This is a genomic window from Pararhodobacter sp. CCB-MM2, from assembly GCF_001691415.1.
GTDB lineage: Bacteria > Pseudomonadota > Alphaproteobacteria > Rhodobacterales > Rhodobacteraceae > Pararhodobacter.
Map to the genome: position 1 here is coordinate 47,799 of NZ_LRRR01000022.1, position 26,178 is coordinate 73,976.

The 26,178-nt window shown below is 67.3% G+C and carries 20 protein-coding genes; 5 read left to right on the forward strand and 15 right to left on the reverse strand.

What is annotated here, in order from left to right; all coding sequences use genetic code 11:
* Positions 1 to 183 precede the first annotated feature (183 nt).
* From BCY78_RS17810 to BCY78_RS17835, 6 genes are all read right to left on the reverse strand, one after another.
* Positions 184 to 2,862, reverse strand: coding sequence for an AMP-binding protein (locus tag BCY78_RS17810; protein WP_068304595.1), 2,679 nt, complete (start codon positions 2,860 to 2,862; stop codon positions 184 to 186).
* Entirely contained in the window at positions 2,863 to 4,359 is a 1,497-nt protein-coding gene (locus tag BCY78_RS17815; protein ID WP_068304596.1) for a sugar ABC transporter ATP-binding protein, read from the reverse strand.
* A complete protein-coding gene (locus tag BCY78_RS17820) occupies positions 4,356 to 5,381 on the reverse strand; it encodes a hypothetical protein (RefSeq protein WP_068304597.1) in 1,026 nt (341 codons plus the stop codon). Before BCY78_RS17820 ends, BCY78_RS17815 begins: the two co-directional genes overlap by 4 nt.
* On the reverse strand, positions 5,378 to 7,492 hold the full coding sequence (locus BCY78_RS17825; RefSeq protein ID WP_068304600.1) for an SMP-30/gluconolactonase/LRE family protein: 2,115 nt from the start codon (positions 7,490 to 7,492) through the stop codon (positions 5,378 to 5,380). Before BCY78_RS17825 ends, BCY78_RS17820 begins: the two co-directional genes overlap by 4 nt.
* 74 nt (positions 7,493 to 7,566) lie before the next feature.
* Positions 7,567 to 8,559: a sugar ABC transporter substrate-binding protein gene (locus BCY78_RS17830; protein WP_068304601.1), complete on the reverse strand. Its 993-nt coding sequence runs from the start codon at positions 8,557 to 8,559 to the stop codon at positions 7,567 to 7,569.
* Between the two features lie 27 nt (positions 8,560 to 8,586).
* Positions 8,587 to 9,561, reverse strand: coding sequence for an ABC transporter permease (locus BCY78_RS17835; protein ID WP_068304603.1), 975 nt, complete (start codon positions 9,559 to 9,561; stop codon positions 8,587 to 8,589).
* A gap of 205 nt (positions 9,562 to 9,766) precedes the next feature.
* Between BCY78_RS17835 and BCY78_RS17840 the strand changes: the two genes are divergently transcribed.
* Positions 9,767 to 10,711 carry a helix-turn-helix domain-containing protein gene (locus BCY78_RS17840; RefSeq protein ID WP_068304605.1) on the forward strand — a complete coding sequence of 315 codons (945 nt, stop codon included), beginning with the start codon at positions 9,767 to 9,769 and terminating at the stop codon, positions 10,709 to 10,711.
* Here the strand turns inward: BCY78_RS17840 and BCY78_RS17845 are convergent, their stop codons facing one another.
* Entirely contained in the window at positions 10,712 to 11,941 is a 1,230-nt protein-coding gene (locus BCY78_RS17845) for a TetR/AcrR family transcriptional regulator (RefSeq protein ID WP_068304607.1), read from the reverse strand.
* 157 nt (positions 11,942 to 12,098) lie between these two features.
* Between BCY78_RS17845 and BCY78_RS17850 the strand changes: the two genes are divergently transcribed.
* From BCY78_RS17850 to BCY78_RS17860, 3 genes are read left to right on the forward strand one after another with little or no spacing between them, the layout of a single operon-like run.
* Positions 12,099 to 12,983 (forward strand): SDR family NAD(P)-dependent oxidoreductase, encoded by an 885-nt coding sequence (locus BCY78_RS17850; RefSeq protein ID WP_068304608.1) that lies wholly within the window; start codon positions 12,099 to 12,101, stop codon positions 12,981 to 12,983.
* Entirely contained in the window at positions 12,983 to 14,155 is a 1,173-nt protein-coding gene (locus BCY78_RS17855; protein WP_068304609.1) for an acetyl-CoA C-acyltransferase, read from the forward strand. Before BCY78_RS17850 ends, BCY78_RS17855 begins: the two co-directional genes overlap by 1 nt.
* Positions 14,155 to 14,619: a MaoC family dehydratase gene (locus BCY78_RS17860; RefSeq protein ID WP_068304612.1), complete on the forward strand. Its 465-nt coding sequence runs from the start codon at positions 14,155 to 14,157 to the stop codon at positions 14,617 to 14,619. Before BCY78_RS17855 ends, BCY78_RS17860 begins: the two co-directional genes overlap by 1 nt.
* Positions 14,620 to 14,671: 52 nt before the next feature.
* On the opposite strand, the gene BCY78_RS17865 is transcribed toward BCY78_RS17860, so the two are convergent.
* From BCY78_RS17865 to BCY78_RS17890, 6 genes are read right to left on the reverse strand one after another with little or no spacing between them, the layout of a single operon-like run.
* On the reverse strand, positions 14,672 to 15,874 hold the full coding sequence (locus BCY78_RS17865; protein WP_068304613.1) for a CaiB/BaiF CoA-transferase family protein: 1,203 nt from the start codon (positions 15,872 to 15,874) through the stop codon (positions 14,672 to 14,674).
* 18 nt (positions 15,875 to 15,892) lie between these two features.
* Complete coding sequence (locus BCY78_RS17870; protein ID WP_068304615.1) at positions 15,893 to 16,819, reverse strand: hypothetical protein; 927 nt, start codon at positions 16,817 to 16,819, stop codon at positions 15,893 to 15,895.
* Complete coding sequence (locus BCY78_RS17875; protein WP_139103209.1) at positions 16,816 to 17,817, reverse strand: oligopeptide/dipeptide ABC transporter ATP-binding protein; 1,002 nt, start codon at positions 17,815 to 17,817, stop codon at positions 16,816 to 16,818. Before BCY78_RS17875 ends, BCY78_RS17870 begins: the two co-directional genes overlap by 4 nt.
* Positions 17,814 to 19,721: a dipeptide/oligopeptide/nickel ABC transporter permease/ATP-binding protein gene (locus tag BCY78_RS17880; RefSeq protein WP_083195128.1), complete on the reverse strand. Its 1,908-nt coding sequence runs from the start codon at positions 19,719 to 19,721 to the stop codon at positions 17,814 to 17,816. Before BCY78_RS17880 ends, BCY78_RS17875 begins: the two co-directional genes overlap by 4 nt.
* Entirely contained in the window at positions 19,718 to 20,662 is a 945-nt protein-coding gene (locus tag BCY78_RS17885) for an ABC transporter permease (protein ID WP_068304617.1), read from the reverse strand. Before BCY78_RS17885 ends, BCY78_RS17880 begins: the two co-directional genes overlap by 4 nt.
* A 12-nt stretch (positions 20,663 to 20,674) precedes the next feature.
* Positions 20,675 to 22,186 (reverse strand): ABC transporter substrate-binding protein, encoded by a 1,512-nt coding sequence (locus BCY78_RS17890; protein WP_068304618.1) that lies wholly within the window; start codon positions 22,184 to 22,186, stop codon positions 20,675 to 20,677.
* 263 nt (positions 22,187 to 22,449) lie between these two features.
* Between BCY78_RS17890 and BCY78_RS17895 the strand changes: the two genes are divergently transcribed.
* Entirely contained in the window at positions 22,450 to 23,250 is an 801-nt protein-coding gene (locus BCY78_RS17895; RefSeq protein WP_068304620.1) for a GntR family transcriptional regulator, read from the forward strand.
* A 7-nt stretch (positions 23,251 to 23,257) separates the two neighbouring features.
* Here the strand turns inward: BCY78_RS17895 and BCY78_RS17900 are convergent, their stop codons facing one another.
* Both BCY78_RS17900 and BCY78_RS17905 read right to left on the reverse strand, forming a co-directional pair.
* Positions 23,258 to 23,944, reverse strand: coding sequence for a TetR/AcrR family transcriptional regulator (locus tag BCY78_RS17900; protein WP_068304621.1), 687 nt, complete (start codon positions 23,942 to 23,944; stop codon positions 23,258 to 23,260).
* Positions 23,941 to 25,521: a carboxylesterase/lipase family protein gene (locus tag BCY78_RS17905; RefSeq protein ID WP_068304622.1), complete on the reverse strand. Its 1,581-nt coding sequence runs from the start codon at positions 25,519 to 25,521 to the stop codon at positions 23,941 to 23,943. The genes BCY78_RS17900 and BCY78_RS17905 overlap by 4 nt, the downstream gene beginning before the upstream one ends.
* Positions 25,522 to 26,178 lie beyond the last annotated feature (657 nt).

A 26,178-nucleotide genomic window follows, 5' to 3' on the forward strand; every position in this document is an offset into this window, starting at 1 on the left:
GCGATGGAGCGAAGCCGACGGATGTCCTCCGTTGCCGCCCAGTAGCCAAGCGATATGGGCCGTGTCAAGCCGGGGTGCAGACCGGCTTTACGCGCGATGCTGGCAATACATCACTAAATTACATAACACGGGTTATCGGTATTTCGGCTGCGAGGCGGAAGGCCAACCCCGCAGCCTTCGTCGTCATGAGGATTCTGCGTCCGAACGGGCGTGCGCCTGGGCATAGGCTGGTCGGCGCTTTTCCCGGAACGCAGCCAGCCCCTCGGCCAGATCATCCCCCTTCAGATGCGCGCGGAAGGCTGTGATCTCGGCATCCAGCAGTGCCTGTCTGTCCGGGCTGCGACCCGCCGTCGCCAGCGCCTTCATCTGTCGGAGCACCTCAGGGCTGTTGCGGGTCATCTCGGCGGCCAGCGCGACGGCACGGTCCAGAAGCGTCTCGGCCGGGACGGTTTCGGTGACCAGCCCCCAACGCTCGGCAATCGGGGCGTCGATCATCCCGGCGGTGTAGAACAGTTGCGCCGCGCGCGTGGGACCGACCCGCTCCGCCAACCGGACCGAGGCCCCGCCGGCCGGAACGATGGCGAACTGCGCATGGCCATCGGCGAAGCGTGCGGTCTGGGACGCGATCACCACGTCGCAGCACAAAAGCAGTTCCAACCCGCCTGCGACGGCCACGCCATTCGCGGCGCCGATCACCGGGACCGGCAGATCCTCGACCATCGAGATGACGCGTTGGTTGTAGGCCAGAGTCTCGATCAGCGCCTCGGGGCTGTGGCGCAGGGTGTCTTCGAATTCGCGCAGATCGCCGCCGGCGCAGAAGGCCCGCCCTGCCCCGGTCAGGATCACCGCGCGCAGATCAGGCATCGCCGCCAATTGCCGCAGCCGGGCGTCCAGCGCGTGCATCAGGCTGCGCGATGCGGCGTTCAGGCTGCCCGGACGGTTCAGCGTCAACGTTGCCACCGGGCCGTCGAAGGTCAGCATCACGGCCTCCTCGCCTGCCGTCAGGCTGTAGCGTTGCGGCAAGGGTGCCAGCGCCTCGGTCAGTCCGGCGATCTGGGCGGGGTCGGCGCCGTAGACGGTGGCCTGCACCTCCACCCGGCCCTGCACATCGGTGCCGATCCTTGCGTCGGCGACGGCATGGGGGCCGCAATGCATTGCCACCTCCTGCCGCAGCTTCTCGCGGATCGCGAGGTCGCGCAGCGCCGGTTTGAAGATCTTGCCGACCGCCGTCACCGGCAGCGTGTCGATCACCAGCACCGCACGGGGCCGCGCCGGGGGTTCGTGCAGCCCGGCCTTCACGAAGGCCTCCAACGCGGGCAGGTCGATGACCTTGCCCGGCGCGGGCACGACGAAGAGCGCAGGCACCTCGCCCGCATATTGGTCGGGCATGCCGACAGCGGCGGAGATCTGCACATCGGGGTGCTGGTTCGCCACATCCTCGATGGCAGCGGGGTCGATATTGTGGCCTGAGCGGACGATCAGGTCCTTCTCGCGCCCGGTCAGGATCAGCCGTTCCTCAGGATCGAGGTAGCCCACATCGCCCGTGGTCAGCCAGCCGTCCTTGTCCATGACGCCCTTGTTATGCGCCGCCTCGATATAGCCGCGAAAGACCTGAGGGCCGCGCACTTGCACCAGCCCGGCCTCGCCCGGCGCGCAGGGCGCGTGGTCCGAGAGCCGCAGAATCCGCGTCTCGGAATAGGGCGCGCGGAAGCCGACCGCGCCGGCGAGGGGATCACCGCGACCGGGGTTGAAGGCGATGGCGGCCGAGGTCTCGGTCATGCCGTAGGTCTCGAAAAGGCGGATGCCGGTCACCTCGGTGAAGCGCGCATTGACTGTTGCCGGGCAGACTGCGCCGCCGGTGCCGGCCATGCGTACCGTGGAGACGTCGATCTCGGGGCGGTATTGCGCGGTTAGCGCGGCGATGGAGGTCGGCACGCCGCCGATCACCGTCGCGCGGAAATGCTCGACCAGCCGCCAGTAGTTGCGCACCACTTCGGGCGGACGCAGGGCATAGGGCGAGGGCACGATCATATGCCCGCCCGCCGCCAGCACCGAAAGGCCCACGGTCATCGTCCCGCCGACATGGAAGAAGGGGAAGCCGTTGATCACCGTGTCGGTCGCGTCATAGCCGAAGACCTGCCCGAAGCCGAACGCCGCGTGTATCTGGTTGCCATGCGAGAGCGGCACCAGCTTGGGCCGCCCGGTGGTGCCGCCGGTGTGGAACAGCGCACAGACGGCGTCGCGGTCCTGCGTCGGCTCGAAGGTGAGTGCGTTGCCGTCCTGCGCGGCAAGGAGCGGCGCGAGGGCGGTGAAGCCTTCGGGCAGCGGGCCCTCCGCCCCGATCACCAAGATGCGGGTCAGCGAGGGGACGGCCTGCAGGATGCCCTGCGCCTTGTCCCAGCAGGTCTGGTCCAGAGGGGCGGCGGGGATCACCAGCAGCGTCGCGCCCTCGGCGTTCAGCAGGTCCATGATGGCCTCGGCGCTGAGCAGGTAGTTGAGCGTGCTCGCCACGCCCGCCACCTGTGCGCCCAGATGCAGGACGGGAAACTCGGGCAGCGTCGGCGCAAGGAAAGCGGCGACACCCTTGCCGGGCTTCAGCCCCAAGGCGCGGAACAGATTGGCGGCGCGGGTGACCTCGGTCAGCAGCTCGGTATGGGTCAGCGAGACGCCCACATCGGCGGGATCGGTCGAGCGCAGGACGGTCAGCGCCTTCTGCTCGCCGTGATGCTGCGCGGTGGCGCGGAAAAGGTCGTAGAGATTGCGCGCGGTGACCTGCTGGTCATAGGGCGCGGCCTCGATGGCGCGGATGTCCTCGATGCTGCGCACGAGGCGCACGGGGGCGGTGGTCTTCAGGTCGGTCATTCAGTGAACTGCCGCGTACATGATGGTTTCCTCGTCGGCGCGATGGCCCTCGAATTCCTCGACGATGCGGCCCTGCCGACAGACGAGGATGCGGTCCGAGAGATGCAGGATCTCGGGCAGATAGGATGAGATCACCATGACCGCGATGCCCTGATCGGCCAAGGAATTGATGATCTGGTGGATCTCGGCGATGGCGCCGACATCGACGCCGCGGGTGGGTTCGTCGAAGATCACGAGCTTCGGTTTCTGCACCAGCGATTTGGCGATGACGACCTTCTGCTGGTTCCCGCCCGACAGCTCGATCACCCGCGCATCGGCGTTGATGGCGCGCACGTTCAGCGCCTTGACCCAATGCTCGGCCAGGTTGCGCATCTCGGCCATGCTGACGGAACTGCCTTTGGTCTGGCCACCCGCCAAGGCACCCAGATGGATGTTCTCGGCAATCGACATGGTTTCGAAGAAACCCTCGGCCTTGCGGTCCTCGGTGACGTAAAGGATCCCGTCGCGCACGGCGGGGCGCGGCACGCGGTAGCGCACGGGCGCGCCGTCCAGCATCACCTGCCCGCCATGGAACAGGTCGCGCTTCATCACGCCCGAGACGACCTTTGCGGCCTCGGTCCGGCCCGAGCCAATCAGTCCGAAGACGCCGGTGATCTGCCCCGCGAAGACCGAAAACGAGGTGTTGCGGACCATGTTGCCCATCGACAGGTTCTGCACGCTCAGGACCTTGCGCCCCGCCGGGCGGGTCTGCCGGTCGCGATGCGCGCCGTAAAGCTCGTCGGTCAGGGTGCGGCCGACCATCGCGCGGACAATGCTCTCGCGGTCGAAATTCGCGGTGGCGTCGGTGATCACATGCTCGCCGTCCCGCAGCACCGTGATCCGGTCCGAGATCGCGAGGGCCTCTTCCAGCGCGTGGGAGATGAAGATGATCGACACGCCGCGCGCCTTCAGCCGTTCGACGAGGGCGAAGAACTGGTGCTTCTCCTCGGGCGTCAGGGTGGCGGTGGGTTCGTCGAAGATGATGACCTTGGCGTCGTGATGGACCGCGCGGGCGATCTCGACCATCTGCTTCTGCCCCGCGCCGAGGGCCGAGACCATGGCGGTCGGATCGACGGGGAAGTTGAGCGACTGCAGGAACTGTTGCCCGGCGATGTAGATCCCGCGCAATCGGTGGAAGCGGCGGTTGTCGGACAGGTAGATATTCTGCGCGACGGTCAGCGAGGGGACGAGGCTCGTTTCCTGATAGACCATCGCGATGCCGCGTTTCAGTGCCTCGGCGGGGGTGGTCAGGACGGCGGGCTCGCCATCGATGAAAAGCTCGCCGGCGGTCGGATCGACCACGCCCGAGATCATCTTGGTCAGCGTCGATTTGCCCGCGCCATTCTCGCCCAGAAGCGCATGGACCTCGCCCTTTTCCAGCGTGAAGGTGACGTTCTTCACCGCGGGCACGCCGCGATATTCCTTGGTGGCGTTGCGAAGCTCGATGAGGCTGGTCATGCGCCCTCTCCCTGCGGCAACACGGCGACGAGGCCGTCGCCTTTGGCCGCGACATGCAGGCGGCCCTGCGTTTCCAGCGCGTCGGTGACGCCATGGGTCTGCCCATCGGCGCGGCTTTGCAGGCTGCCGGTCGGCTGGAACTGCTCGTCGAGCCGGATGCAGAACCCGGCGCTCATCGTCGGGGCCCAGGGCTTCAGCTTGCCCAGCTGCTTCACCCCGCCGCCCTGCAGCGATTCATAGAAGCTGTGGCCTGAGCGGAGCTTCGGCGCGACCCAGTACTCCATCGGCACTTCGGCCATCATGCGCTGGCGGTAACCCGGCTCGCGCAGGACGAACTCGACCAGCTGACTGCGCGGCGCGAAGGCCGAGAGCCACCAGCCGCCGGGCGCCTTCGACAGCCGGCCCGGATAGGCGGGCAGGTCCGACAGCAGGACCTGCCCGCCCGCCAGCCGGACCAGTCGGTGGCGCCAGCCCTCGGCCACGACGATGCCCCCCGCATCGACGGCCAGACCCGAGGGCCAGGCGAGACCCGCAGCGATCCGCGTCATCCCGCCGTCGCAGCGCCAGACCGAGCCCGTCGCGCCGCGTTGCAAGAGATCGCGCTGCCAATCGGTGTTGTGCTCGGAGCCATTGGCGAGGATCAGCGTCTCGCCCTCGACGGCCATGGCGGTGATCGCATGGAGCCCGGTTTCCAGCCGCGAGCCGTCCGGCAGGTGGATGCTGCCGTCGTTCAAGGCCACGGCCAGCCCGTCGCGATAGGCGCTGAGCGCGGCGATGGGGGCGTCGAAGCGTTGACGCTCGGCCCAGACGTCGCCCTCCAGCGCGTAGAGCACCGATCCGGCGGAGGCATGGACCACTCCCGCCACCTCGGCCAGCGCGTCCACGCCCTCCAGGGGCAGGCGCAGGGGCGCCTCGTCCAGCGCGGAATTCGCCCGCAAGGCGCCGTCCAAGGGCGGCACGGTCACCGCCGCCTCGCCGCGTCCGAAGAAGGTGTCGACCCGGCGTTTCAATCCCGAAATCATGCCTGCCCCCAATAGGATTGCGGCCCCGTCCATGCCGGATCGACGCCGTCCAGCTTCAGTTTCCCGACCCGGTTGTTCGAGATCCCGCCGATATAGAGATGCCCTTTGTGTTCGCGCATCGAGGTCACCATCGGATGGCTCTCGCCGCCCAGATCCCAGAAGGTTTCCAAGACCTTGCCCGTCTCATCGAAGCGCAGCACGCAGCCGGTGTTGATGTTGGGGAACATCCATTCGTCGGGTGCGACGCGCTGCGCCATCCGCTGCCGGAAGCCCGGCATCCGGAGCGCGAGGTCGAAAGCGGGCGTGCGCATGCCGACCAAGGCCAGCCAATAGGTCCCGTCCGAGGCGCGGTTGATGTTATCGGGAAAGCCCGGCAGATCGGGGATCACCGCTTCGACCTGACCCTTCTTCGGACCGTCGAAATAATAGCGGCTGATGCGGCAGGCCCAGGTCTCGGCAAACAGGAACGACTGCCCGTCATGGGTCATGCAGATGCCGTTCGGGAAGACGAGGTTCTTCAGCACCGTGCGGGTGGATTTCGTGTTCGGATCGTAGCAGATGATCCGCCCGTTGCCGCGCGATTCAAGGCAATCGACCGGCCATTCATGCATATCGTAGCGGATCGTCGCTTCGGAGAAATAGACCCGCCCATCGGGGGCCACATCGAGGTCGTCGGCGAGCCGGAGCCGGCTGTCGTCGATCACCGAGAACCACGAGCGGTTGGTCTCGTCCGTCAGCTTCTCGATCTGCCGGTCCTTGCCGACACGGTAGAGCCCCATCCCGCCGATGCACACCAGCAGCGCGCCATCCGGGGCGAAAGCCATGCCGAGGGGCCGCCCGCCGACATGGGCGAAGACCTCTTGGCGGGTGTAATCGGGGGCGAGGAAGCGGACGATATCGCCGGTGCGGTTGCCGACATAGATATGGTCGTCCTCATCGAGGATCACATCCTCGGGCCCGTCGATGGCGCCCAGACCGATCGCCTCGACAGGCCGCAGCCGATCGTTCAGCGCATAGGGCGAGGCTTCGGTGGTCGGCGGGGCCTCGGGCAGGTCGGCCCAGGTCGGTGAGACATAGACCTTGGACAGAAGCTTGTGGCGGTTCTTCAGCCAGCGCATGTCGGCGGCGACCGCGACCAGCAGCACGACGCCCAAGAGGAGCGAGCTGCCGCCGCTGGTGACGCCCAGCCGGACGAGGCTGTTGATCAGGATCATCACGATGACCGAGCCGATGATCGCCTTCGCCGCCGATCCGCGCCCGCCGCCGAGGCTGTTGCCCCCCAACACGGCCGCGGTCAGCGCGGCGATTTCCAGCCCGATGCCGATGTCCGCCCCCGCCGCGCCGAGGCGCGAGGCGAAGAGGAAGCCGGACAGGGCGGCGAGCGCGCCGGAGGTCACATAGGTCAGGCAGATCACCCGGCGCACCGGGATGCCGACATTATGCGCCGAGCGCCGCGAGCCGCCCACGGCCAGCACCTGCCAACCCAGCCGCGCGCGGCTCAGGGTCAGATGGACGATCAGGGCCACCACCAGCGCGACCACGACGCTGACGGGCAGGCTCAGGAACGACCCCTCGCCGAACCAATACCACAGGTCGGAATCCGGGAAGGCCGAGGCGATGGCGACGGCGTATTTCAGAAGCAGCATGTCGACCGCCGCGCGCACGATGATCAGCGTGACCAGCGTGGTCAGAAAGGCCCTGAGCCGCAGGTAGCCCACGAGCAACCCGTTCACGAGGCCCACCGCCGCGCCGCAGGCGACGGTCAGCAGCATCACCACGGGGACCGGCAATTCGACCAAGCCGATCAGCGCCAGCGCGACGATGTTGCCCAAGGCGAAGATCGAGCCGACGCTCAGGTCGATCCCCCCCGCCGCCATGACTACGGTCAGCGCCAGCACGATGAGCCCGAACTCGCCCCATTGGCGGGCAAGGTTGGTCAGACTCGCTTGCCCGAAAAAGCCGGGGATCAGCGCGCCGAAGACGGCGACGACGAGGATCAGGATCAGCATCGGCAGGGCGTTGTCGACCCAGCGCTTGGACAGGATCTCGCCCAAGAGGTGATCGGGGATCAGCCGGTAGCGCGCGCGGATCAGGCGGTCGGTGAAGGTCATGGGAAATCCTCAGGGGGTACAGACGGCGCGAGGTTGCCCGCGCCGTCCTTGGCCTGTGATTAGTTGGGCCCGGCTCAGTTGGGCATGTCCCAGCAGGACGCGGCGGTCATGGTGTCCCGGTTGAGGAACTGCAGCGGCGTGAACAGCGTCGAGCGGGTGGTGCCCGGCGCTTGTCCGTTCTGCAGCAGATGCTCGATCATCACCGCCATGTCGCGGGCCTGCGTCGGCACGTGGTAGACCACCACCTCCGAGAAACTGCCGTTCTCGATATTGTCGCAGGCCATCCGGCTGCCGCCGCCTTGGGTCAGCAGAAAGACGTCCTGCCCGCTCTCGCGGATCGCGGCGGCGGTGCCGATGTCCATGACGTCCCAGAAGCCGACAATGCCGCAAAGGTCGGGATGCTGCTGGATCACCGTCGCGGCGATGGCGCGGGCGCGGGTCGAATCCCAATCGGCCGCCTGATTGGACACGAGCTGGATCTCGGGATGCGCATCGAGGACGTTCTGGATGCCCTGCATCTGGTAGACCGAAGCCGCCGCCGTCAGCACGCCCTGCGTGATCGCGATCTTGCCCGAGCCGCCATTCGCGGGCGAGCATTGCTCGGCCATGCGGTTGCCGATCGCCTCGCCCATGCCGACGTAATCCGCGCCGACGAAGACATCGGTCGAATAGCTCGAGCGCATGTTGACCTGCACGACATAGATCCCGGCCTGCTCGGCCCGGCGCAGGAGGCGGGCATAGGATTGCACATCGGGGTTATGCACGACGATGACGTCCGGATGCTCGTCGATCAGCGAGGTGATCGCCTGCGCGCCGGCATCGGTGCTCCAGTTCGGATCGCGGATCTCGAATTCCACGCCCAGGGGCTCCAGCGCCGAACGCAGGCCGGCGGCCCAACCCTCGGTCAGGTCGAAGCCCATGGCGACGGGCACATAGGCCACGCGGCGCCCGGCGAGGCTTTCGTAGAAGGGCGCGCGCGCCGGATCGTCGATCCCCTGCGCCAGCGCGCCGGTGACGGCCGTGGCAAGCCCGGCGGCGGCCAGAAGTAGCGGTTTGAACAGTCCCATGGTTTCTCCTCCTCCCGTTGAAACCTGTCAGATGTCCCCTTGCTGAGCGGTCTGCTCGTCGCGGGGATTCAGGATCGTGTCGATCACGATCGCTGCCAGCAGAAGGCCACCCTTGATGACGTTCTGAAGCGTGTACTGGATGTCCATGATGGTCATGCCGTTGAGCAGCACGCCGATCAGCAGCGTGCCGACCACGACATTGCGGATGCCGCCCTTCCCGCCCGAGAGGCCGATGCCCCCCAGCACGACGACGAGGATCACGTCATAGACATAGGTCGACAGCGCCAGCCGCGTGTTCATGCTGTCCACGGAAGCCGCGGTAATCAGGCCCGCGAGGAAGCCGATCCCCGAGGACAGCACATATTGCAGCACGATCACCGGGCGCACCGGGATGCCGGTGATCCGCGCGGCGGGCAGGTTGTCGCCCACGGCGCGCAAATAGCGGCCCGGAATGGCATAGCGCAGGAACAGATGGCCGATGAGGCAGGTGCCCGCGAACAGGAAGATCGGCAGCGGCACACCGAAGAGGTCGCTCTGGCCGAGGATCAGGATCGGCCGCGCGCCCTCGGGGATATAGGCGACGTCCATCGAGAACAGGAAATAGCGCCCGAAACCGTAGATCAGCGTGCCCATCGCCAAGGTCGCGAAGATCGCCGGGATCTCGGCATAGGCGACAAGCCAGCCGTTCAGCGCGCCGACCAGCAGGCTGAAGCCCAAGGCGACGGCCAAGGCCAGCGGCAGCGGCATGCCGCCCGAGACCAGCGTCAGCATCCACGCGACCGAGACCGCCATCAGCGCCACCAGCGACAGGTCGATCCCCCGCCCGATCACCACAAGGCCCATCGCCACCCCGAGGATCCCGAGGATCGACACGCTGCGCAGAAGGTTCAGCACGTTCTGCGTTGTCAGGAAGCCCGGCAGCGCCAAGGCAAAGCCGAGGGCCAGCAGCACGGCCAGTGCAAAGACAATCTTCTCCTGTGTCAGGTTTGCACCCAATGGCATCGCGTCCCTCCCCTGCCCGCCTCCCTGCGGATCGACGAAGCGTGGACCGCCGCCACTGGTGTTTCTTTCGCCGCCGCGCAGGGTTTTTTCACCAGCGCGCAATGGAGGCAGAAAACTGGACAAATGTTCAGCTTGCGCCTAGGCTGACCCACCGGGAAGAGGCAGGCTTGGGAGAGCCGCCCACCCGGCAGGCTGGGAGGCGCCGATGGACAAGGTATTCTCGACCGACGATTTCGCCCCCGCCGAGCGCTATGCCGCGTGGCGCGAAGCGATCTGCGATGTCTATGTGAATGTCGATGTGAAAGCCTCGGACCCCGCCCGTTACTGCGGCTTCATCCACGAGGCGCAATTCGGGGCGGTGTCGCTGACCGATATCCTGCTGTCCGAGCAGCGCATACGGCGCGGGCGCACGCATCTGTCGCGGTTGGACAAGGATTGCTACTACGTCCAGCTGCTGCATCGCGGCGGGATCGAGGTTCACCAACGCGGCGCGCAGCATCATTCGACCGCCGCGCGAGGGGCGATCTTTCTGGCCTCCGAGGAATACGAGCTGCAGGGGCACGGCGAGGTGCGGTCGTTCTACCTCGAACTGCCGCGCGCCGAATTCGCGCAGCGGTTCTCGTCGAACCGTGTGCCGGTCTCGGCGCCGTTGAACACCGCGCAGGGGCTCGGCCGGATCGTCAGCGATTTCTGCGCGACCCTCGCCACCGAAAGCCCCCGTTTGCAAGGCCCGCAGCGCGAGGCGATGGGCGCGCAGGTCATGGACCTTCTGGCCATCGCCCTGCAAGCCGCCGAGGACGATGCGCCGATGGGCGAAGCCTCGGTCAAGGCGGCGCGGCTACGCTCGGTCCAGCATTGGATCGAGGGGCATCTCGCCGATCCGGAACTGACGCTGGAGCGGGTAGCGGCGGCCAATGGCATGTCCCTGCGTTCCCTGCATCTGCTGTTCGAAGGGGGCGAGATGTCGGCCTCGGAATGGATCTGGCACCGGCGGCTGCAGCGGGCGCATGATTGCCTCGCGCGCGGTGAAGGCGGTACGATCACCGGGGTCGCCTTTGACCACGGCTTCAACAGCTCGGCACATTTCTCGACGATGTTTCGGCGGCGCTTTGGCCTGTCCCCGCGCGACGTGGCCCGCAGGCGACATTGATCAGGCGGGTTCGGGTCCCAGCAGCGCGGCGAAAGCCTGACGGGCCTCTCGCAACCGGTCCAGATCGCCCCCGGCGGCCACGGCGCGGATCAACATGCCGATGAATTGCGCCTGAACGCGCAGGGCGGTGCTCTCGGCCGGCGGCGGATTGGGCAGGCTGGCAAGGCGGCGACACCACGCCCGGTGCTGGTCCCTCTGCGCGGCAGCGACGACGCCCCGCAGCACCGGCGATTGCGCGGCGACGACCCAGACCGAATAGAAGCCGACGCTTTCGCGCGGGTGCTCCAATACCTCGCGGAAGAACACGGCGGTGGTGAGGTCGAGCAGATTGGCCCGCGTGGTCACCGGCCCCCCTGCCCCGGCCAGCGCATCGCGGTAACGGGTCTTGGCGCGGGCGAAGAGGGTGCGTTGCGCGGCCTCGATCAGCGCGTCGATGCTGGCGAAGTGATGGGCGGGGCCGGATCGCGCGAGGCCCGCGCGCTCGGCCACGGCGCGGTAGCTGATGCCGGCGACACCGTCGTCGATCAGGATGGCGATGGCCGCGTCGATCACCCGTTGCCGCGCCGGGCTGGCCGCGTCGTCGAGCGGCGGGTCGGACGGCAGGCGGTCCAGAAGGGCCGAGAGGGTAGACTGGCCGGTGAGCAGGTCTTGCACCTCGGCCGGGGTCGGTTGCAGCGGATGCAGCAGGAAGGTCAGGCCGACCACCTGATCGACAGCGTCACGAGCCGCCTCGGCCTCGATCGTCGGGTCCAGATGGCGTGCAATCCGCAGCCAGAGGCGATCGGTTTCGGCGTACCAGGCGGCGACCGAATCCCGGCGTGCGGGGTCTCGACCGCCTTGCAGCATAATCTCGCACCACGCGAGCGACCGGATGCGCGCGCGCCCCAGCGCATTGCCGGCAACCCGCTGCACGAGGTCGGGCAAGCCGCTGATCCCGGTCGCCTCCCCCGCCGCCAGCCGCGCATCGACCCGGTCGAAATCGGCGACATAGCCGTCGAGAAGCGCTTGCGAGGCGGCCTCGATCATCGCGCCCTTGGTGTCGAAGTGGTAGGTCGTCGCCGCCAGACTGACACCCGCTGCCTTGGCCACCGCGCGATGGGTGCAGCCCGCGGCGCCCTGCCCTGCCAGCACCTCGATCACGCCGGCGGTGATGCGCGCACGCGTCTCGGCCGCGCGCTTTTGCAGCGGGCGGGGCTTTGGGGCGTCACTGGGCTCGGCGGAGATATCCATCTCGGTGTCGGCGATCCTTGGCGCGGGGGCGCACAAGGCCCCTCTCGCATCCTTTCCGACAGCCTGCAAGCAAACTGAACAAACGTACAGCTTTTTCTTGCGCCATGCTTCGGGCGCTGTTAAGCCCGATGCAAAGCCTTCAAGACAGGACGAGACGATGACGATTGATCTGAGCGGACGGGTAGCGCTGGTGACCGGCGCGGGCGCCGGGCTGGGGCGTGAGCACGCGCTTCTGCTAGCCGCGCGCGGCGCGAAGGTGGCGGTGAACGACCTCGGCGCCGACAATGCGCAGGCCGTCGCCGACGAGATCAACGCGTCGGGCGGGCAGGCGATGGCCGTCGCCGCCTCGGTCTCGGATTTCGAGGCCGTGCAGGGCATGGTCGGCAAGGTCATCGCGGAATGGGGGCGGCTCGATATCCTCGTGAACAACGCCGGCATCCTGCGCGACAAGACCTTCGCCAAGATGGACCTCGCGGATTTCCGGCTGGTCGTGGATGTGCATCTGATGGGCGCGGTGCATTGCTGCAAGGCCGCTTGGCCGCATATGCAGGCGCAGAACTATGGGCGGATCGTGATGACGACCTCGTCGTCCGGGCTGTACGGCAACTTCGGCCAGTCGAATTACGGTGCCGCGAAAATGGCACTGGTCGGGCTGATGCAGACCCTGTCGCTGGAGGGCGCGCGCAACGATATCCGCGTCAACTGCCTCGCGCCGACGGCGGCGACAGCGATGACCGGCGGCCTGCTGCCCGAGAAGGAGCTGGAGCTTCTGACCCCCGCCCGCGTCAGCCCCGCCGTTCTGGCGCTGGTGCGCGAGGATGCGCCGACGCGCACGATCCTCTGCGCCGGGGCGGGCTCGTTTGCGACCGCCAACGTGACGCTGACCCAGGGCCTGCGCCTGCCTGATGACGGCGCGCCCGAGGCGATCGTCGCGCATTGGGACCAGATCAGCGACCGCGCGGACGAAGCCGTCCCGGGGTCGGGGGAAGCTCAGGGAAGACAGGAGCTGGCACATGCCGGCTATGCACGAGGAGGCCTGTAATGCGTTCTGCCGTCATCGTTTCCACTGCCCGCACGCCGATCGGCCGCGCCTATCGCGGGGCGTTCAACAACACCCCGGCGCCGACCTTGGCCGCCCATGCCCTGCGCGCCGCCGTCGAGCGCGCCGGGCTTGAGGGGGCCGAGATCGACGATTGCATCGTCGGCTCCGCCCTGCCGCAGGGCTCGCAGCACACGATCGGCCGCACGGCGGCGTTGCGGGCCGGGTTGCCCGTCTCCGTCGCCGGGATGACCATGGACCGGCAATGCGCCTCGGGGCTGATGGCGATCTCGACCGCCGCGAAGCAGGTGATCGTCGACCGGATGGACATTGTGCTGGCGGGCGGGGTCGAGTCGATCTCGCTGGTGCAGACGCCGAAGATCCGTGTCGATGCGGACCCCGGCCTGCTGGCCATGCATCCTGACGCCTATATGGCGATGCTCGACACCGCCGAGACCGTCGCCAAGCGCTACGACATCTCGCGCGAGCGGCAGGATGCCTATGGCCTGCAGTCGCAGCAGCGTACCGCCGAGGCGCAGGCCGCCGGCCGGTTCGACGCCGAGATCGTGCCGATGAGCGCCGAGATGCTGGTGACGGACAAGGCGACGGGCGAGACGTCCACGAAAGCCGTCACCCTGTCGAAGGACGAGGGCAACCGGCCCGAGACGACGCTCGACGGGCTGCAAGGGCTGAAAGCCGTGCGCGAGGGCGGCTCGATCACCGCCGGTAACGCCAGCCAGCTGTCGGACGGGGCTTCGGCCTGCATCGTCATGGAGGAAGCCGTCGCCGCGGCGCGCGGGCTGCAGCCCTTGGGCCGCTACCTCGGCATGGCCGTGGCGGGGACCGAGCCCGACGAGATGGGCATCGGTCCGGTCTTCGCGGTGCCAAAGCTTTTGAAGCGGTTCGGTCTCTCGGTCGATGACATCGGCCTGTGGGAACTGAACGAGGCCTTCGCGGTGCAGGTGCTCTATTGCGCCGATACGCTGGGCATTCCGATGGACCGGCTCAACGTCAACGGCGGCGCAATCTCGATCGGCCATCCCTATGGCATGTCGGGCGCCCGCATGGTCGGCCACGCGCTGATCGAGGGCAAGCGCCGGGGCGTGAAGTACGTCGTCATCACCATGTGCGTCGGCGGCGGCATGGGTGCGGCTGGCTTGTTCGAGGTCCTTTGATGACCCGTCTGCTGAAGCCGTCCGAGCTGGACGGGCTGATCGGCCACGAGGTCGGTGTCTCGCCCTGGGTCGAGGTTACGCAGGCGATGATCGATACCTTCGCCGACGTCACCGTGGATGACCAGTTCATCCACACGGACCCGGCCCGCGCCGCCGGGACGGATTTCGGTGGCACCATCGCCCATGGCTTCCTGACACTGTCGTTGTTCAGCCACTTCTATGCCGAGGCCGTCCCCGCGTTGGAGGGCGCGGCGATGGGGCTGAACTACGGCTTCGACTCCGTCCGTTTCCTGACGCCGGTGCGGTCCGGCAAGCGGGTGCGGGCGCGGTTCACCCTGTCGGGCGTGAAGGCGCGCGGTGAGGGGCGGGTGCAGATGACCTGGGCCGTCACCGTCGAGATCGAGGGCGAAGATCGTCCGGCCTTGGTCGCCGATTGGCTGGTGCTGGGCGTGCTGGCCGCATGACATCGGGGGCGCGCGGTGTTCCGCTGCGCCCCCTCCCCCACTGTCTGGGTTCTCAGATCACCTGCGCGGCTTCCATCGCCTGCAGATCCCCGTCCGAATAGCCGAGGCTCGTCAGAACATCGCGCGTGTCGCGGCCCAGTTCCGGCGGCAGCTCCGTCGGCGCCACGGCCTGCCCGTTCGCCTTGAAGCCCAAAGTCGGCAGATGCAGCGCGCCCTTGCCATGTTCCCACGGCAGCGCGGCGGCGATGCGGCGGGTGCGCATATGCGGCTCGGCCAAGGTTTCGTCCAAGGACCGCACCCGCGCGGCCGGCACCCCGGCGGCATCGAGCTGCGCCTCCCAATGCTCGGCCCGGTCGGACAGGAACACCTGTACCAGTTCCGCCCGCAGCGCCGGCGCGTTCTTGGCGCGGTTGGCGGGGTCGGCCCAGCGGGGATCCGTCAGGATATCCTCGCGGTCGAGCCCCTTGCACAGGGCGCGGAACTGCTTGTCGTTGTTGGCGGCTATCATCAGAAGCCCGTCCGAGGTCTCGAACGCGCCCGAGGACGGCGACAGCGACCAGGCCTCGTTTCCGGCGGGGCGCGGCATCCAGTCGGCGGTCAGGTGGCTGGTCATCAACGACGCCATCAGCAGCATCGAGGTGTCCAGCATCGCCACGTCCAGATGCACCGACTCGCCCGTGCGCTTGACCTCATGCAGGCCGGCGGTGATGGCGAAGGCGGCGTTGAGGCCAGTGGCGTAATCGATGAAGGGCGAGCCGACCTTGGTGGGGCCGGTCTGCTCGGTCCCGGTGGTGCGCATGATCCCGCACATGCCTTGAATCACATGGTCATAGGCCGGGCGATGGCGGAAGGCGCCGTCCTGCCCGAAGGCCGAGATCGAGCAATAGACGATCCCCGGTTTCAGCTGCCGCACCACGTCATAGGAGAGGCCCAGCCGCTCGATGGCGCCGGGGCGGAAGTTCTCGATGAACACATCGGCCGAGGCTATGAGGCGCTTCATCGCCTCCAGCCCCTCGGGCGTTTTCAGGTCCAGCGTGACGGATTTCTTGTTGGCGTTCTGGGTGAGATAGGTCAGCCCCATCCCCAGCGCATTGGTCTCGGGCAGATCGCCCCGGACCCGGCCCCAATCGCCGGTCTGAGGAGTCTCGACCTTGATGACCTCGGCCCCCATCAGCGCCAGTTGATAGGCGGCATAGGGTCCGGCCAGCACCTGCGTGAGGTCGACGACGCGAAGCCCGGAAAGCGGTTTGAACATGGGGTATCCTCTCGGGGTTCAGCGGTAGTCGAAGGTGAGGGTGCAATCGCCGATCCGGCCCGGCGTCGCGCGCAGGGCGTCGCGGGCCTCGGGATCGGCTTTCAGCGTGGCATTCAGGAAGTTCGTGGTAATCTGGCGCAGGGCCTCGGCTTGGGCCGGCACGTTGCGCGGGCTGGCCCCGTCGAAGCCGCCGAGGAAATGGTCGCCGTCTTCAATCACCGCGAGGTATTGATCGGGCGCATGGGCCAGCGTGTAGGGTTCGGATTTCCAGTCGACTCCGCCGCCATTCGCGCCCCGGTCCAAAGTGCCGGTCACGGTCAGCGTGGGGATCGTCAACCGGTCCCATGAGCCCTCGCGCAGCCCCTGCTGGTCGCGCCCTTGGCCGGACAGGATCAGTGCGGCGCGGAAACGTTCGTCGCGGAAGCTGCGGCCCGGATCGCCGGGCAGGTCGATCTCGACCCCCGCCAGCAATTGCGCGGTATAGGCGCCGAAGGAATGGCCAGCCACGGCGGCGGGCAGATCGGCCGCGCCGCAGGTCTCGGCCAGAATGCGCGGCAGGGTGTCCATGATCGCGCCGACCGTGCGCACCCGGCCCAGCCAATTGGCCGGAGCGTGCAGGATATGGTGCATATGCGCGCGGACCGTGGGCAGGGTGACCCAGCGGCGTAGGTCGGACGTCGGGTCCAACCCCAGCGCCGGGTTGCGGGCTGCGACCAAAGCGATGGAATCGTCGAAGGTCGGGTGGATGACCAGATAGCCCTGCGCCGCCCAATGGCGCGAGATCGCGGCATATTCCCCGCCGTTCGAGCCGAGGCCATGGCAGAAGACCACGACGCCCGCGACCGGGATATCCGAGGGCCAGCGGCAGACCAGCGGGCGCTCCAGACCGGGCGGTAGGGCGCCGGCCAGCACGTTGACAGCGGTATCGACCTGAGCGGCGCTCATGCGGCCCCCTTTCGGGTCTGTTCTTCGACGAGGAAACATTGCGCGGTGCCGCCGCCTTCGACCTGATAGGCCGGGGGCATCGAAGCCTCGCAGCGCGGCATCGCCAGCGGGCAGCGGTTGCGATAGGGGCAGCCGGTGGCGGCGACGCGCTGCAGATCCGGCGCGGGCGCCGCCTTGCGCGCGGCGCGGCGGCGGGCCTGTTCGGCGGGGTCGAGCTGCGGCACGGCGTCGAGCAGCGCGCGGGTATAGGGATGCGCGGGCTGGTAATAGACGCGGTCGGCGGGGCCTTCCTCGACGATATGGCCAAGGTACATCACCGCGATCCGGTCCGAGATATGATGCACCAGCGCGAGGTCATGGGCGATGAGCAGATAGGCCATCCCCAGCGCGTCGCGGCGTTCATAGAGCAGGTTGATGATCTGGTTCTGCGTGGACACATCCAGCGCGCTGACCGGCTCATCGAGCACCACCAGCTTCGGCTGCAGGGCCAAAGCGGCGGCGATGGCGATGCGCTGCCGCTGCCCGCCCGAGAATTGATGCGGATGGCGGTTCAGGTGGTCCTCGTTGAGGGAGACCATCTTCATCAGCTCGACCGCGCGGGCGTGACGTTCGGCCTTCGACATCTTGGTGTGGACGCGCAGGGGTTCGGTGATGATGTCCTCGACCGTCATCGCGGCATTCAGCGAGGAATAGGGGTCCTGGAACACCGCCTGAATCTGCCGCCGGATCTCCGCCGGGTAGCGGGTCTTCAGCGCGCCGAGGTCCTGGCCGTCGAAGACCATCTTGCCTTGGCTCGGCGGCACCAGCCCCAGCACGGTGTTCGCGATCGAGGATTTGCCCGAACCGCTCTCGCCCACCAGACCCAGCGTCTGCCCGGCCTCGATGGTCAGGCTCGCGCCCTTGACGGCGTGGAAGGGTTTCGCGGCGAAGCCCAGCATCGAGCGGGAGTAATAGCTGACCCAGAGGTCATCGAGTTGGAGAAGGGGAGCCTCGGTCACGACGCGGCCTCCAGTTTGAAGCGCTCTGCATGGACGCAGCGGATGAGGCGGCCGTTCTGGCCCTCCAGCGGGACGGGGTGGTCGCAGGCGGCAGTGTGGAAGTCGCAGCGATTGCCGAAGCGGCAGCCCACGGGCCAAGCGCCGGGACGCGGGACGGAGCCGCGGATCGTCGGCAAGGGCGGCTCACCACTGGCCGCGTGGGGCATCGCGGACAGAAGGCCGCGCGTATAGGGGTGGCGCGGATCGGCAAACAGCTCGGCCACCGGCGCCATTTCGACCATCTGGCCCGCATAGAGCACGCTGATCCGGTCGCAGATATCGGCGGCGACGGCGAGGTCATGCGTCACGAAGAGGATCGCCATGCCGTATTCGTCCTGCAGGTCGCGGAAGAGATCGAGGATCTCCTGCTGCACCGTCACGTCGAGCGCCGTGGTCGGCTCGTCCGCGATCAGCAGCGAGGGGTTGCAGGACAGGGCGCGGGCGATGGCGATACGTTGGGCCATGCCGCCCGAGAGTTCATGCGGATAGGCACGGGCGCGTTCCTCAGGCCGGGGGATGCCGACGCGGTGAATGAGCTCGACGACCTTCTCCCAAGCCTCGGCCTTGGTCAGGCCCTGCTTGGTGCGCAGGACCTCGGCGATCTGGCTGCCGACGGTGAAGGCGGGGTTGAGGCTGGTGGTCGGGTCCTGAAAGACCATCGCCACCTGATTGCCGCGCACCTGTTCCAGCTCACGCGGCTTCAGGGTCAGAAGGTCGGTGCCATTAAGCTTGATCGCCCCCTGCGTGACCTGCACGCCGGCCCCGAGCAGACCCAGCACCGACAGGCCGGTGAGCGTTTTCCCTGAGCCGGATTCGCCGACCAGACCCAAGGTCTCGCCGCGTTTGGTCGACAGGGACAGGTCGGTGATGATTGGGGTTTCGGTCCCACCCTCAGGCACGATGGCGGCGGTCAGGCCCTCGATGCGCAGGACCTCGTCTTCGGTGGGCGCGGGCAGCACGGTGACGGGCTCAGCCGGGCGGACCTTGCGGCGGCGCGCGGCGGCGGAGGGCGCGGTGGCGATGCCCCGGCCCACATTGTCGCGGATCACGTCGCCCAGCAGGTTGACCGACAGCACGGTGACGATGATCGCCACGCCCGGCGGCACCGCGAGGAACCAGTTCAGGTCCATGTAATTCGCGGCGGTGTTCAGCATCGTGCCCCAGCTGGCATGCGGCGGCTGCACGCCGAGGCCGATGAAGCTGAGCCCGGCCTCGGACAGCAGCACCGCGCCCACGGTCAGCGTGACCTGCACGATCAGAGGCGGGGCGATGTTGGGGAAGATGTGGCGCACGAGGATCCGGCTGTCCGAGGCGCCGATCACGCGGGCCGAGCGGACATAGACCTCCTCGCGCTCGGCCAGCACGACGCCGCGGGCGAGGCGCAGGAACGAGGTCGAGAACAGGATGCCGAGCGCGATCATCGCCCGGTGCAGGCCGGCGCCCAGCAGCGCGATGATGACGATGGCGACCATGATGCCGGGGATCGAGACGACGGCCTCGACCACGCGCATGGTGATCCAGTCCCACCAGCCGCCGCGATAGCCGATGAACAGGCCCAGCGGCACGCCCAGCAGGATGGCGATGGCGGTGGCCTCGGCGGCGGCGATCACGGCGATGCGGCAGCCATAGATCAGGCGCGAGAGAACATCGCGGCCCAGATCGTCGGTGCCCAGCCAATGATTGGCCGAGGGGCCTTGCAGCGCGTGCATCAGGTTCTGACGCAGCGGGTCATAGGGCGTGATCCAGTCGGCGGCGAGGGCAAGGACGGCCAGCACCAAAAGGATCAGGATCGCCGTGCCAGTGATCAGGCCGGAGGCACCCGGGCGGCGCAGCTTGCGCGGGCGGAGGGGTGTAGCTTGGGTCAAGACGGGCGCGCCTTCGGGTTGAGCAGGCCGTAAAGGATGTCGGTGGCGAGCTGGACGAGGACGACCATGCCCACCATGACCAGCACGAGGCCCTGAATCATGGGAATGTCCTGCTGACGCACGGCGGTGATCGCCAGCGTGCCGAGGCCGTTGATGGCGAAGACCTGCTCGACGATCAGCGCGCCGCCGAGAAGGACGGTAATCTGGAACGACAGGACCGCGATCACCGGAACCATGGCATTGGTCAGCGCGTGACGCAGGATGACGCGGCGGGCGGAGAGGCCCTGCGCGCGGGCGGCGCGGATGTAGTCCATCTGCAGGACGCCGACCATGGCCGAGCGCACCTGTCGCGCGATCGCCGCGCTGGACGAAAGGCCTAGGGCCACAGCGGGCAACGTCACGCTGCGCAGCCAGTCCCAGGGCGATTGCGAAATCGGGGTGAAGCCGGTCGCGGGGAACCAATGCAGGTTCACCGCGAAGATGGCCACGAGGATCAGGCCGAACCAGAAGTTCGGAACGGCCTGACCGAAGGTTGCGCCGATGGTTGCCAGCCGGTCGATCCACGAGCGCGGATAGAGCGCGGCAGCCACCCCGGCGGCGATGCCGGTGGCGATGGCGATAAGCGCCGCCACCGCCGTCAGCGACAGGGTGACGGGCATGCGCTGCATCACCGCACGGGTGACGTCGACGCTGTTGAAGAACGAGGTGCCGAGATCGCCTTGCACCGCATTCCCCAACCAGCGGGCGTAACGCACCACGACAGGGTCGTTCAGGCCCATGCGCTCGCGCAGCATGTCATGCTGCTCGGTCGTGCCCGTATCGCCGAGGATCAGGTCCACGGGATCGCTGGGCAGCATCGCGGTGAAGGAAAACGTCAGCACCGAGACGAGGAACAACAGGGGCACGAGGGCCAGAAGCCGCCGAAGCAGGAGCCTGAACATGGTCGTGGGGCCTTACTGGTTGGGCGCGAGGCCGCGCATGTCGATCGTGTCCTGACCATAGCGGTAATGCACGGTCGGGTTCTCGGCGGTCGCGTTCGAGACGCCGAACAGGATCGGGGTATTGGCGACGAAGATCAGGAAGGCCTCGTCGGCGATCTGCGCGGCCATCTGGCGATAGGCGGGCGAGCGTTCGGCGGTATCGACCGATTGCAGACCCTGCGCGACCAGAGCGGCCATGTCCTCGCTGGGGGCGCCTTGGAACGGGTTATAGGCCCCGTCCGCATTCAGATAGCGCAGGCCCAGATACTTCGGGTCGCCCACGGTGTTCCACACGAGGTTGGTCGCCGGGAAATCCGTGGTACGCGAGCGGCGGGCCAAGGTGCCGGGCTCGACGGGGACGATGTTCATCGTGATGCCCACATCGGCGAAGAAACCGGCGAGGGCTTCGAGGCGCGACTGGTAGATCGGGATCGAGGGCATGTCGAAGGTGAAGCCATCGGCATAGCCGGCCTCGGCCAGCAATTCGCGGGCGCGCTCGGGATCGTAGGGATAGCGCTCGCTCAGATCCGGGTTCGACCAGGGGCCGGTCGGATAGGCTTGCCAGGTCGCCTCGCCCAGTCCGAAGAGGATCGCCTGATTGAAGGCCTCGCGGTTGATGGCATAGGCCATCGCTTGGCGCACACGCCGGTCGGCGAAGGCGGGAACGACGCTGCCGGCGCGGTCCGAGATGATGACGTGGTAGTTCAGACCGCCCGAGTTGCGGATCAGCTGCAGGTCCGGCGAGCGGTCGATCATCGCGGCTTGCGGGTTCGAGAGCCAGATGCCGGCATCGATCTGCCCGGTGCGCAGCGCATTGAGGCGCGCTGTGTCATCGGGGATTTCCCAGACCTCGAAACGGGCGAGATCCTGCTCTTCGGGTTCCCAATAGGTCGGGTTCGGCGTGTAGACCCGTACTTCGCCTTCGCGCGATTCCTCGGCGTTATAGACGAAGGGGCCGGTGCCCACGGGGTTACGGTCCAGCGCCGGGTCATCCATCGCGGCGGGGGCGATCATCATGCCTGCGGTGCCAGCGAGGGCCATGATGATCGACGGATCGGCCTCGCGCATGGTGATGCGGACGGTGGTGTCGTCGATGGCCTCGGCCGAGGCAACGGACAGCAGGCCTTCCAGCACGCCGATCTCGACGCCGCGGTTGATATTGGCGACGACGGCGGCGGCGTTGAAGGGCTCGCCGTTGGAGAAGGTCACGCCTTCGCGCAGGGTCAGGGTGACGGTGTCGCCCTCGACGGTATAGCCGGTGGCCAGCATCGGCACGGGCAGGCCTTCGTCATCCAGCTCGAACAGGGATTCATAGACCGGGCGCAGATAGGGAATGCCGCCGCCCGAATGGCGCTGCGGGTCCATGGTGACCAGACGCACCTGATCGGCGAAACGGAACTGGCCGGTGGGTTCGGCCATGGCGCCGCCCGCGGCAAGGCCCATGGCCAGCGCGAGCAGGACGGATCCTGCGATTGTTTTCTTCATGTCGGCCCTCCCAGACCCTGTTGGATGCACTCTGTCACGGGTCGCTTGGACCGGCGCGGCGCATTCACTCCTCCAGCAATCGATCGTGTCGATTGTGATTGAGTTATAGCACTTTGACACAATGAGTCCAGCGTGCCAATATGGCTGCGGGGCGATTTCCGGCGCTTTTCCGGAAAATTCCGCCCCTGCCGGAGTTTACCCTGTCCGCCGTGCAGCGGAGGCTTTACCAAAACAGAAGATCCGCGCCGAAAGGACATGCAAAGGTGCCTAAGACCGCCGAGCTGAAAACCGACACGAAACCCGCGCTGCGCGAGGATGGGACCCCCTATAACGTGCAGCTCGCGGCGGTGATTCGGCGTCAGATCGCGGATGGGGCCTTGCAGATCGGGGACCGCCTGCCGACCCTGAAGCAGCTGGTGTCGACCTATGGCGTGTCGAGCATGACGGTGCGCCATGCGCTGGCCCGGCTGGAGGAAGAGGGGCTCATTTCGGCCGAACGGGGCCGCGGGACCTTCGTCACCGGCTCGCCGGCGCCGGATCAGCAGGTGCCCTATCAGTTGATCCGCGCGCCGGGTCAGGTCGGCGGTGCGCTGTCGTTCCGGGTGCTCGACAGCCATCCCGCGCGCGACGAGCTGTCGATCACGCCCGAGGAAGGCGAGGCCGCCGCGCCCTACCAGTATATGAAGCGGATTTTCTCGCGCTCGGGTGCGCCCTTCGTGATGGGCGAGTATCTGGTGGAAAGCCGGGTGCATGCGGCGATCCCCGAGGGGCAATGGGCGACCGAGCTGATCTCGACCCTGCTGTTCGACAGCAAGGACGCGGCGCTGGCGCATGTGCGGCAGACCTTCCGGGTGATCTCGTCGACGCCGGAGGAGGCCGAGATGCTGGGCATCCGCCTGCATGACCCGGTGATGCGCGTGCGGCGGATCTTCCTCGATGCGCAAAAGCGGGTCGTCTGTCTGGCGCAGCTGGTCTACCGCACCGATGGCGTGGTCTTCGACATCAACATCGACCTTGAGAACCGCAATCGCTTGCTGGAACTGGGCGGCTTTCCCGAGAGTTGAGGGGCGGTCAGTCCCGCGCTGCGCCATCGCCGCAGATCTGGTGGAAGCCGGCGGCCATGAAGCGGGCCATGCGGTCCTTGATCGCCTCGAAATCCTCGGATTGGCACAGGCCGCCGGACAGTTTGTCGATCCGCCCGGTGCGTGCCAGCGACAGCATCAGCGCGCCGGTGGTGAAGTGATAGCCCCAGAACAGGTCTTCCTCGGTCGCGTCGGGCAGCGCCTTGCGCAGGATTGCGATCAGCCGAAGCACCACCGGATCGAAATGCTGATCCATCAGCTCGGCCCCCCAGGCGGGCGAGTTCGACACCAGCGAGGCCAGCGCGCCGTAATTGCGCCAGCCCTCGTCGCCCTGCCCATAAAGATCGAGGTCGGTATCAAGGAAAGCCCGCAACGCCCCTTCGACCGTGGGGCTGTCGCCGGCCTCGGCCTCGTAATCCGCGAGCGCATCCATCCGGCGCTGCGCAGTGACGCCGGCGCGCCGGGCGAAGACCGCGTCGAACAGCGCGGTCTTGTCGGCGAAGTAATAGTGGATGAGGGTGTGATGCACCCCCACCCGCCCGGCGACATCCTTGAGCGTCACGCCATGCAGACCGTGGCGCGAGAACAGGAACTCGGCCTCGGTCAGGATGCGCTCGATCATCTCGGCGCGCTGTTCTGCCTTGCGGGGCTTGGCGCGCGAGGGGGTCTTTGTCATGGCTCTTCCTTCGGCAGCGGTGTCGCCGTTCCGACCTGCCAGTTCCACGGCACGGTGCCAAGCGCCCGACGGTGGGTGAATTCCCCCTCCACATAGTCATAGAGGCCGGGCATGAAGTCCCGCACCAGTTCCGGCCTATCGGCAAAGTGCAGAACCGGCTCGCCGTCCCGGTAATCCGGCCAGTCCGGCGCGCCTTCCGAACGCGGCCGGCCGTCCCGCGCGAAGCTGGTCCAGTAATCGCCGATCACGCGCGTGAGGTCCCGCTCCGCCTCGGTATCCGGCGCTTTGGGCCAGGCGGGCGGGGCGTCGGCCATCGTGTCGAAGACATAAGCGATCTCGCAGGCATGGAAGCCGTGCAGGCCTTTGTCGTCGGCCTCGGGATAGCCGTGGTCGAAGTAATAGAGGTAGGCGCCGCGCCCGTTCGCGACCTGCGCCTTGACCGCCGCCATCGCCGTCCAGCCAAACAGTGCGTCCGACGCGGCGGTTTCCAGGCTGCGTTTCAGATCCGTCGCGGGATAGCGGGCGAGGAAGGCCCCTGCCCTGTCACCATAGCGCGCGCGGATCGCGGCCTCATAGGCCTCGGCGCTTTCGGGAACCGGCGGACAAAGGAACTCCAGCGTCAGGATCTCGCCGCTGTTGAAGCCCGCCAGCAAGGGGACAGCGTGGCTGCGTCCGTCGCGCATCATATCGGCCGGCTGGTCCGGGAGGGTGATCCCGTCGATCACCGCCTGCGCCGCGAACCCCTTGGCCACGGCCTCGACCGCCAACTCCTGCGCGTCGCGTTCGCGCAGCTCGGCGATGGAGTCGGCGCCGAGGGCCTGCAGGATCGCCTCGCCCGAGGCATGGCCAGTCCCCATGCCGTATCGGTCCTCGCTCAGATGCTGGGCGGCACAGATATGGCCGCTCTGCGCGATGGCCCGTTTGAACAGGCCCTTCGCAGCGGGCGCACACAACAGGTAATAGACACTGAGGGCGCCGGCGGATTCTCCGGCCACGGTGACATTGGCCGGATCCCCGCCCACCGCCGCAATATTGCGCCGCACCCATTCCAGCGCGGCGATCTGGTCCAGAAGCCCGTAGTTCCCAGAGACCCCCTCAGCCGATTCCGCGCTGAGCTCCCGATGCGCCAGATAGCCAAGGATCCCCAGCCGGTAGTTGATGGTCACCACCACCTGCCCGCGTTTGGCCAGTTCGGCGCCGTTGGTCAGCGGCTCGCTGCCCGCACCCCGCAAAAGGTTGCCACCATGGATCCAGACGAAGACCGGCAGATCCTTCGCGCCCTCCGGGGCCCAGATGTTCAGGTTGAGGCAATCCTCCTGCCGGTTCGGGATCTCTACTTCATAGACACTGCCGGGACGGCGGAAGCTTTGCGGGCAAGCGGGCCCGAACTCGGTGGCATCGAGGACGCCCGGCTGATCCGGCACCGGCACCGGCGGCTGCCAGCGCCGCGGGCCCTCGGGCGGCAGGGCATAGCGCAGGCCCCTATAGACGTGGAGCCCCGCTTCCGTGCGGCCCCGGGCGGCGCCGCACGGAAACTCGGCGATAGGATCAGCCACGGGTGTGTGGTCCTCGGACATCGGAACTCTCCTCCTTGTTCACGACGGCAGTAATCCGGTGGCGCGGCCCTGAGTCAATATTCACTCTTGTGAGAGCGAAAGAAACGACATGCGGCTGACTGATTCCGGGCCCAGAAGCGGTTTCGAAAAAGATTCGCCCCGAGTCGCGGCCGAGTCGGCGGTGATTCCGGGCCGATTCTGCGCCGATTCCGGCCAAAGCGACTCGGATCGGCGGGCTGACCCCGGGGAAGCCCCCTGCCCTGCTCCGTTGCGACGGATGCAGGTGCAGAAAAATGCGGTGCTGAAACCCCTTGTTCCATTGGCCCTGCGCTGGTTTCGCAGCAAAAAATCGCCGCGACCTGCATTTTGTCTCTTGCGGCTTTTCGGCGTGAGGCCTAGATACCGCCTCACCGAAGCGGCGGGGACGCGGAAACGCGAACGAAGCAGCGACGGCAGCCGGCGGGCTGGGTCGAGAGGCTGAAACGAAATCTGGATGCGAGGCGAGCGAAGGCGCTGGGTGACTGGCGGGTTCTGCGTGTTGTGTTCGGAGCGCTTTTTGAAAATTTGGTGATGAAGGGATATGCGGGCGGTTTGGTTCGTTTCGATGGATCGGACGTCTGTATATCGGCTCACTAGGGTTTATTCCCGATGATGTGAGTGTCAGCTTCACTGTTTTGC

Coding starts and splice junctions, on each gene's coding strand:
- BCY78_RS17810 (WP_068304595.1), bottom strand. CDS start 2,862: ATGACCGACCTGAAGACCACCGCCCCCGTGCGCCTCGTGCGCAGCATC.
- BCY78_RS17815 (WP_068304596.1), bottom strand. CDS start 4,359: ATGACCAGCCTCATCGAGCTTCGCAACGCCACCAAGGAATATCGCGGC.
- BCY78_RS17820 (WP_068304597.1), bottom strand. CDS start 5,381: ATGATTTCGGGATTGAAACGCCGGGTCGACACCTTCTTCGGACGCGGC.
- BCY78_RS17825 (WP_068304600.1), bottom strand. CDS start 7,492: ATGACCTTCACCGACCGCCTGATCCGCGCGCGCTACCGGCTGATCCCC.
- BCY78_RS17830 (WP_068304601.1), bottom strand. CDS start 8,559: ATGGGACTGTTCAAACCGCTACTTCTGGCCGCCGCCGGGCTTGCCACG.
- BCY78_RS17835 (WP_068304603.1), bottom strand. CDS start 9,561: ATGCCATTGGGTGCAAACCTGACACAGGAGAAGATTGTCTTTGCACTG.
- BCY78_RS17840 (WP_068304605.1), top strand. CDS start 9,767: ATGGACAAGGTATTCTCGACCGACGATTTCGCCCCCGCCGAGCGCTAT.
- BCY78_RS17845 (WP_068304607.1), bottom strand. CDS start 11,941: ATGGATATCTCCGCCGAGCCCAGTGACGCCCCAAAGCCCCGCCCGCTG.
- BCY78_RS17850 (WP_068304608.1), top strand. CDS start 12,099: ATGACGATTGATCTGAGCGGACGGGTAGCGCTGGTGACCGGCGCGGGC.
- BCY78_RS17855 (WP_068304609.1), top strand. CDS start 12,983: ATGCGTTCTGCCGTCATCGTTTCCACTGCCCGCACGCCGATCGGCCGC.
- BCY78_RS17860 (WP_068304612.1), top strand. CDS start 14,155: ATGACCCGTCTGCTGAAGCCGTCCGAGCTGGACGGGCTGATCGGCCAC.
- BCY78_RS17865 (WP_068304613.1), bottom strand. CDS start 15,874: ATGTTCAAACCGCTTTCCGGGCTTCGCGTCGTCGACCTCACGCAGGTG.
- BCY78_RS17870 (WP_068304615.1), bottom strand. CDS start 16,819: ATGAGCGCCGCTCAGGTCGATACCGCTGTCAACGTGCTGGCCGGCGCC.
- BCY78_RS17885 (WP_068304617.1), bottom strand. CDS start 20,662: ATGTTCAGGCTCCTGCTTCGGCGGCTTCTGGCCCTCGTGCCCCTGTTG.
- BCY78_RS17890 (WP_068304618.1), bottom strand. CDS start 22,186: ATGAAGAAAACAATCGCAGGATCCGTCCTGCTCGCGCTGGCCATGGGC.
- BCY78_RS17900 (WP_068304621.1), bottom strand. CDS start 23,944: ATGACAAAGACCCCCTCGCGCGCCAAGCCCCGCAAGGCAGAACAGCGC.
- BCY78_RS17905 (WP_068304622.1), bottom strand. CDS start 25,521: ATGTCCGAGGACCACACACCCGTGGCTGATCCTATCGCCGAGTTTCCG.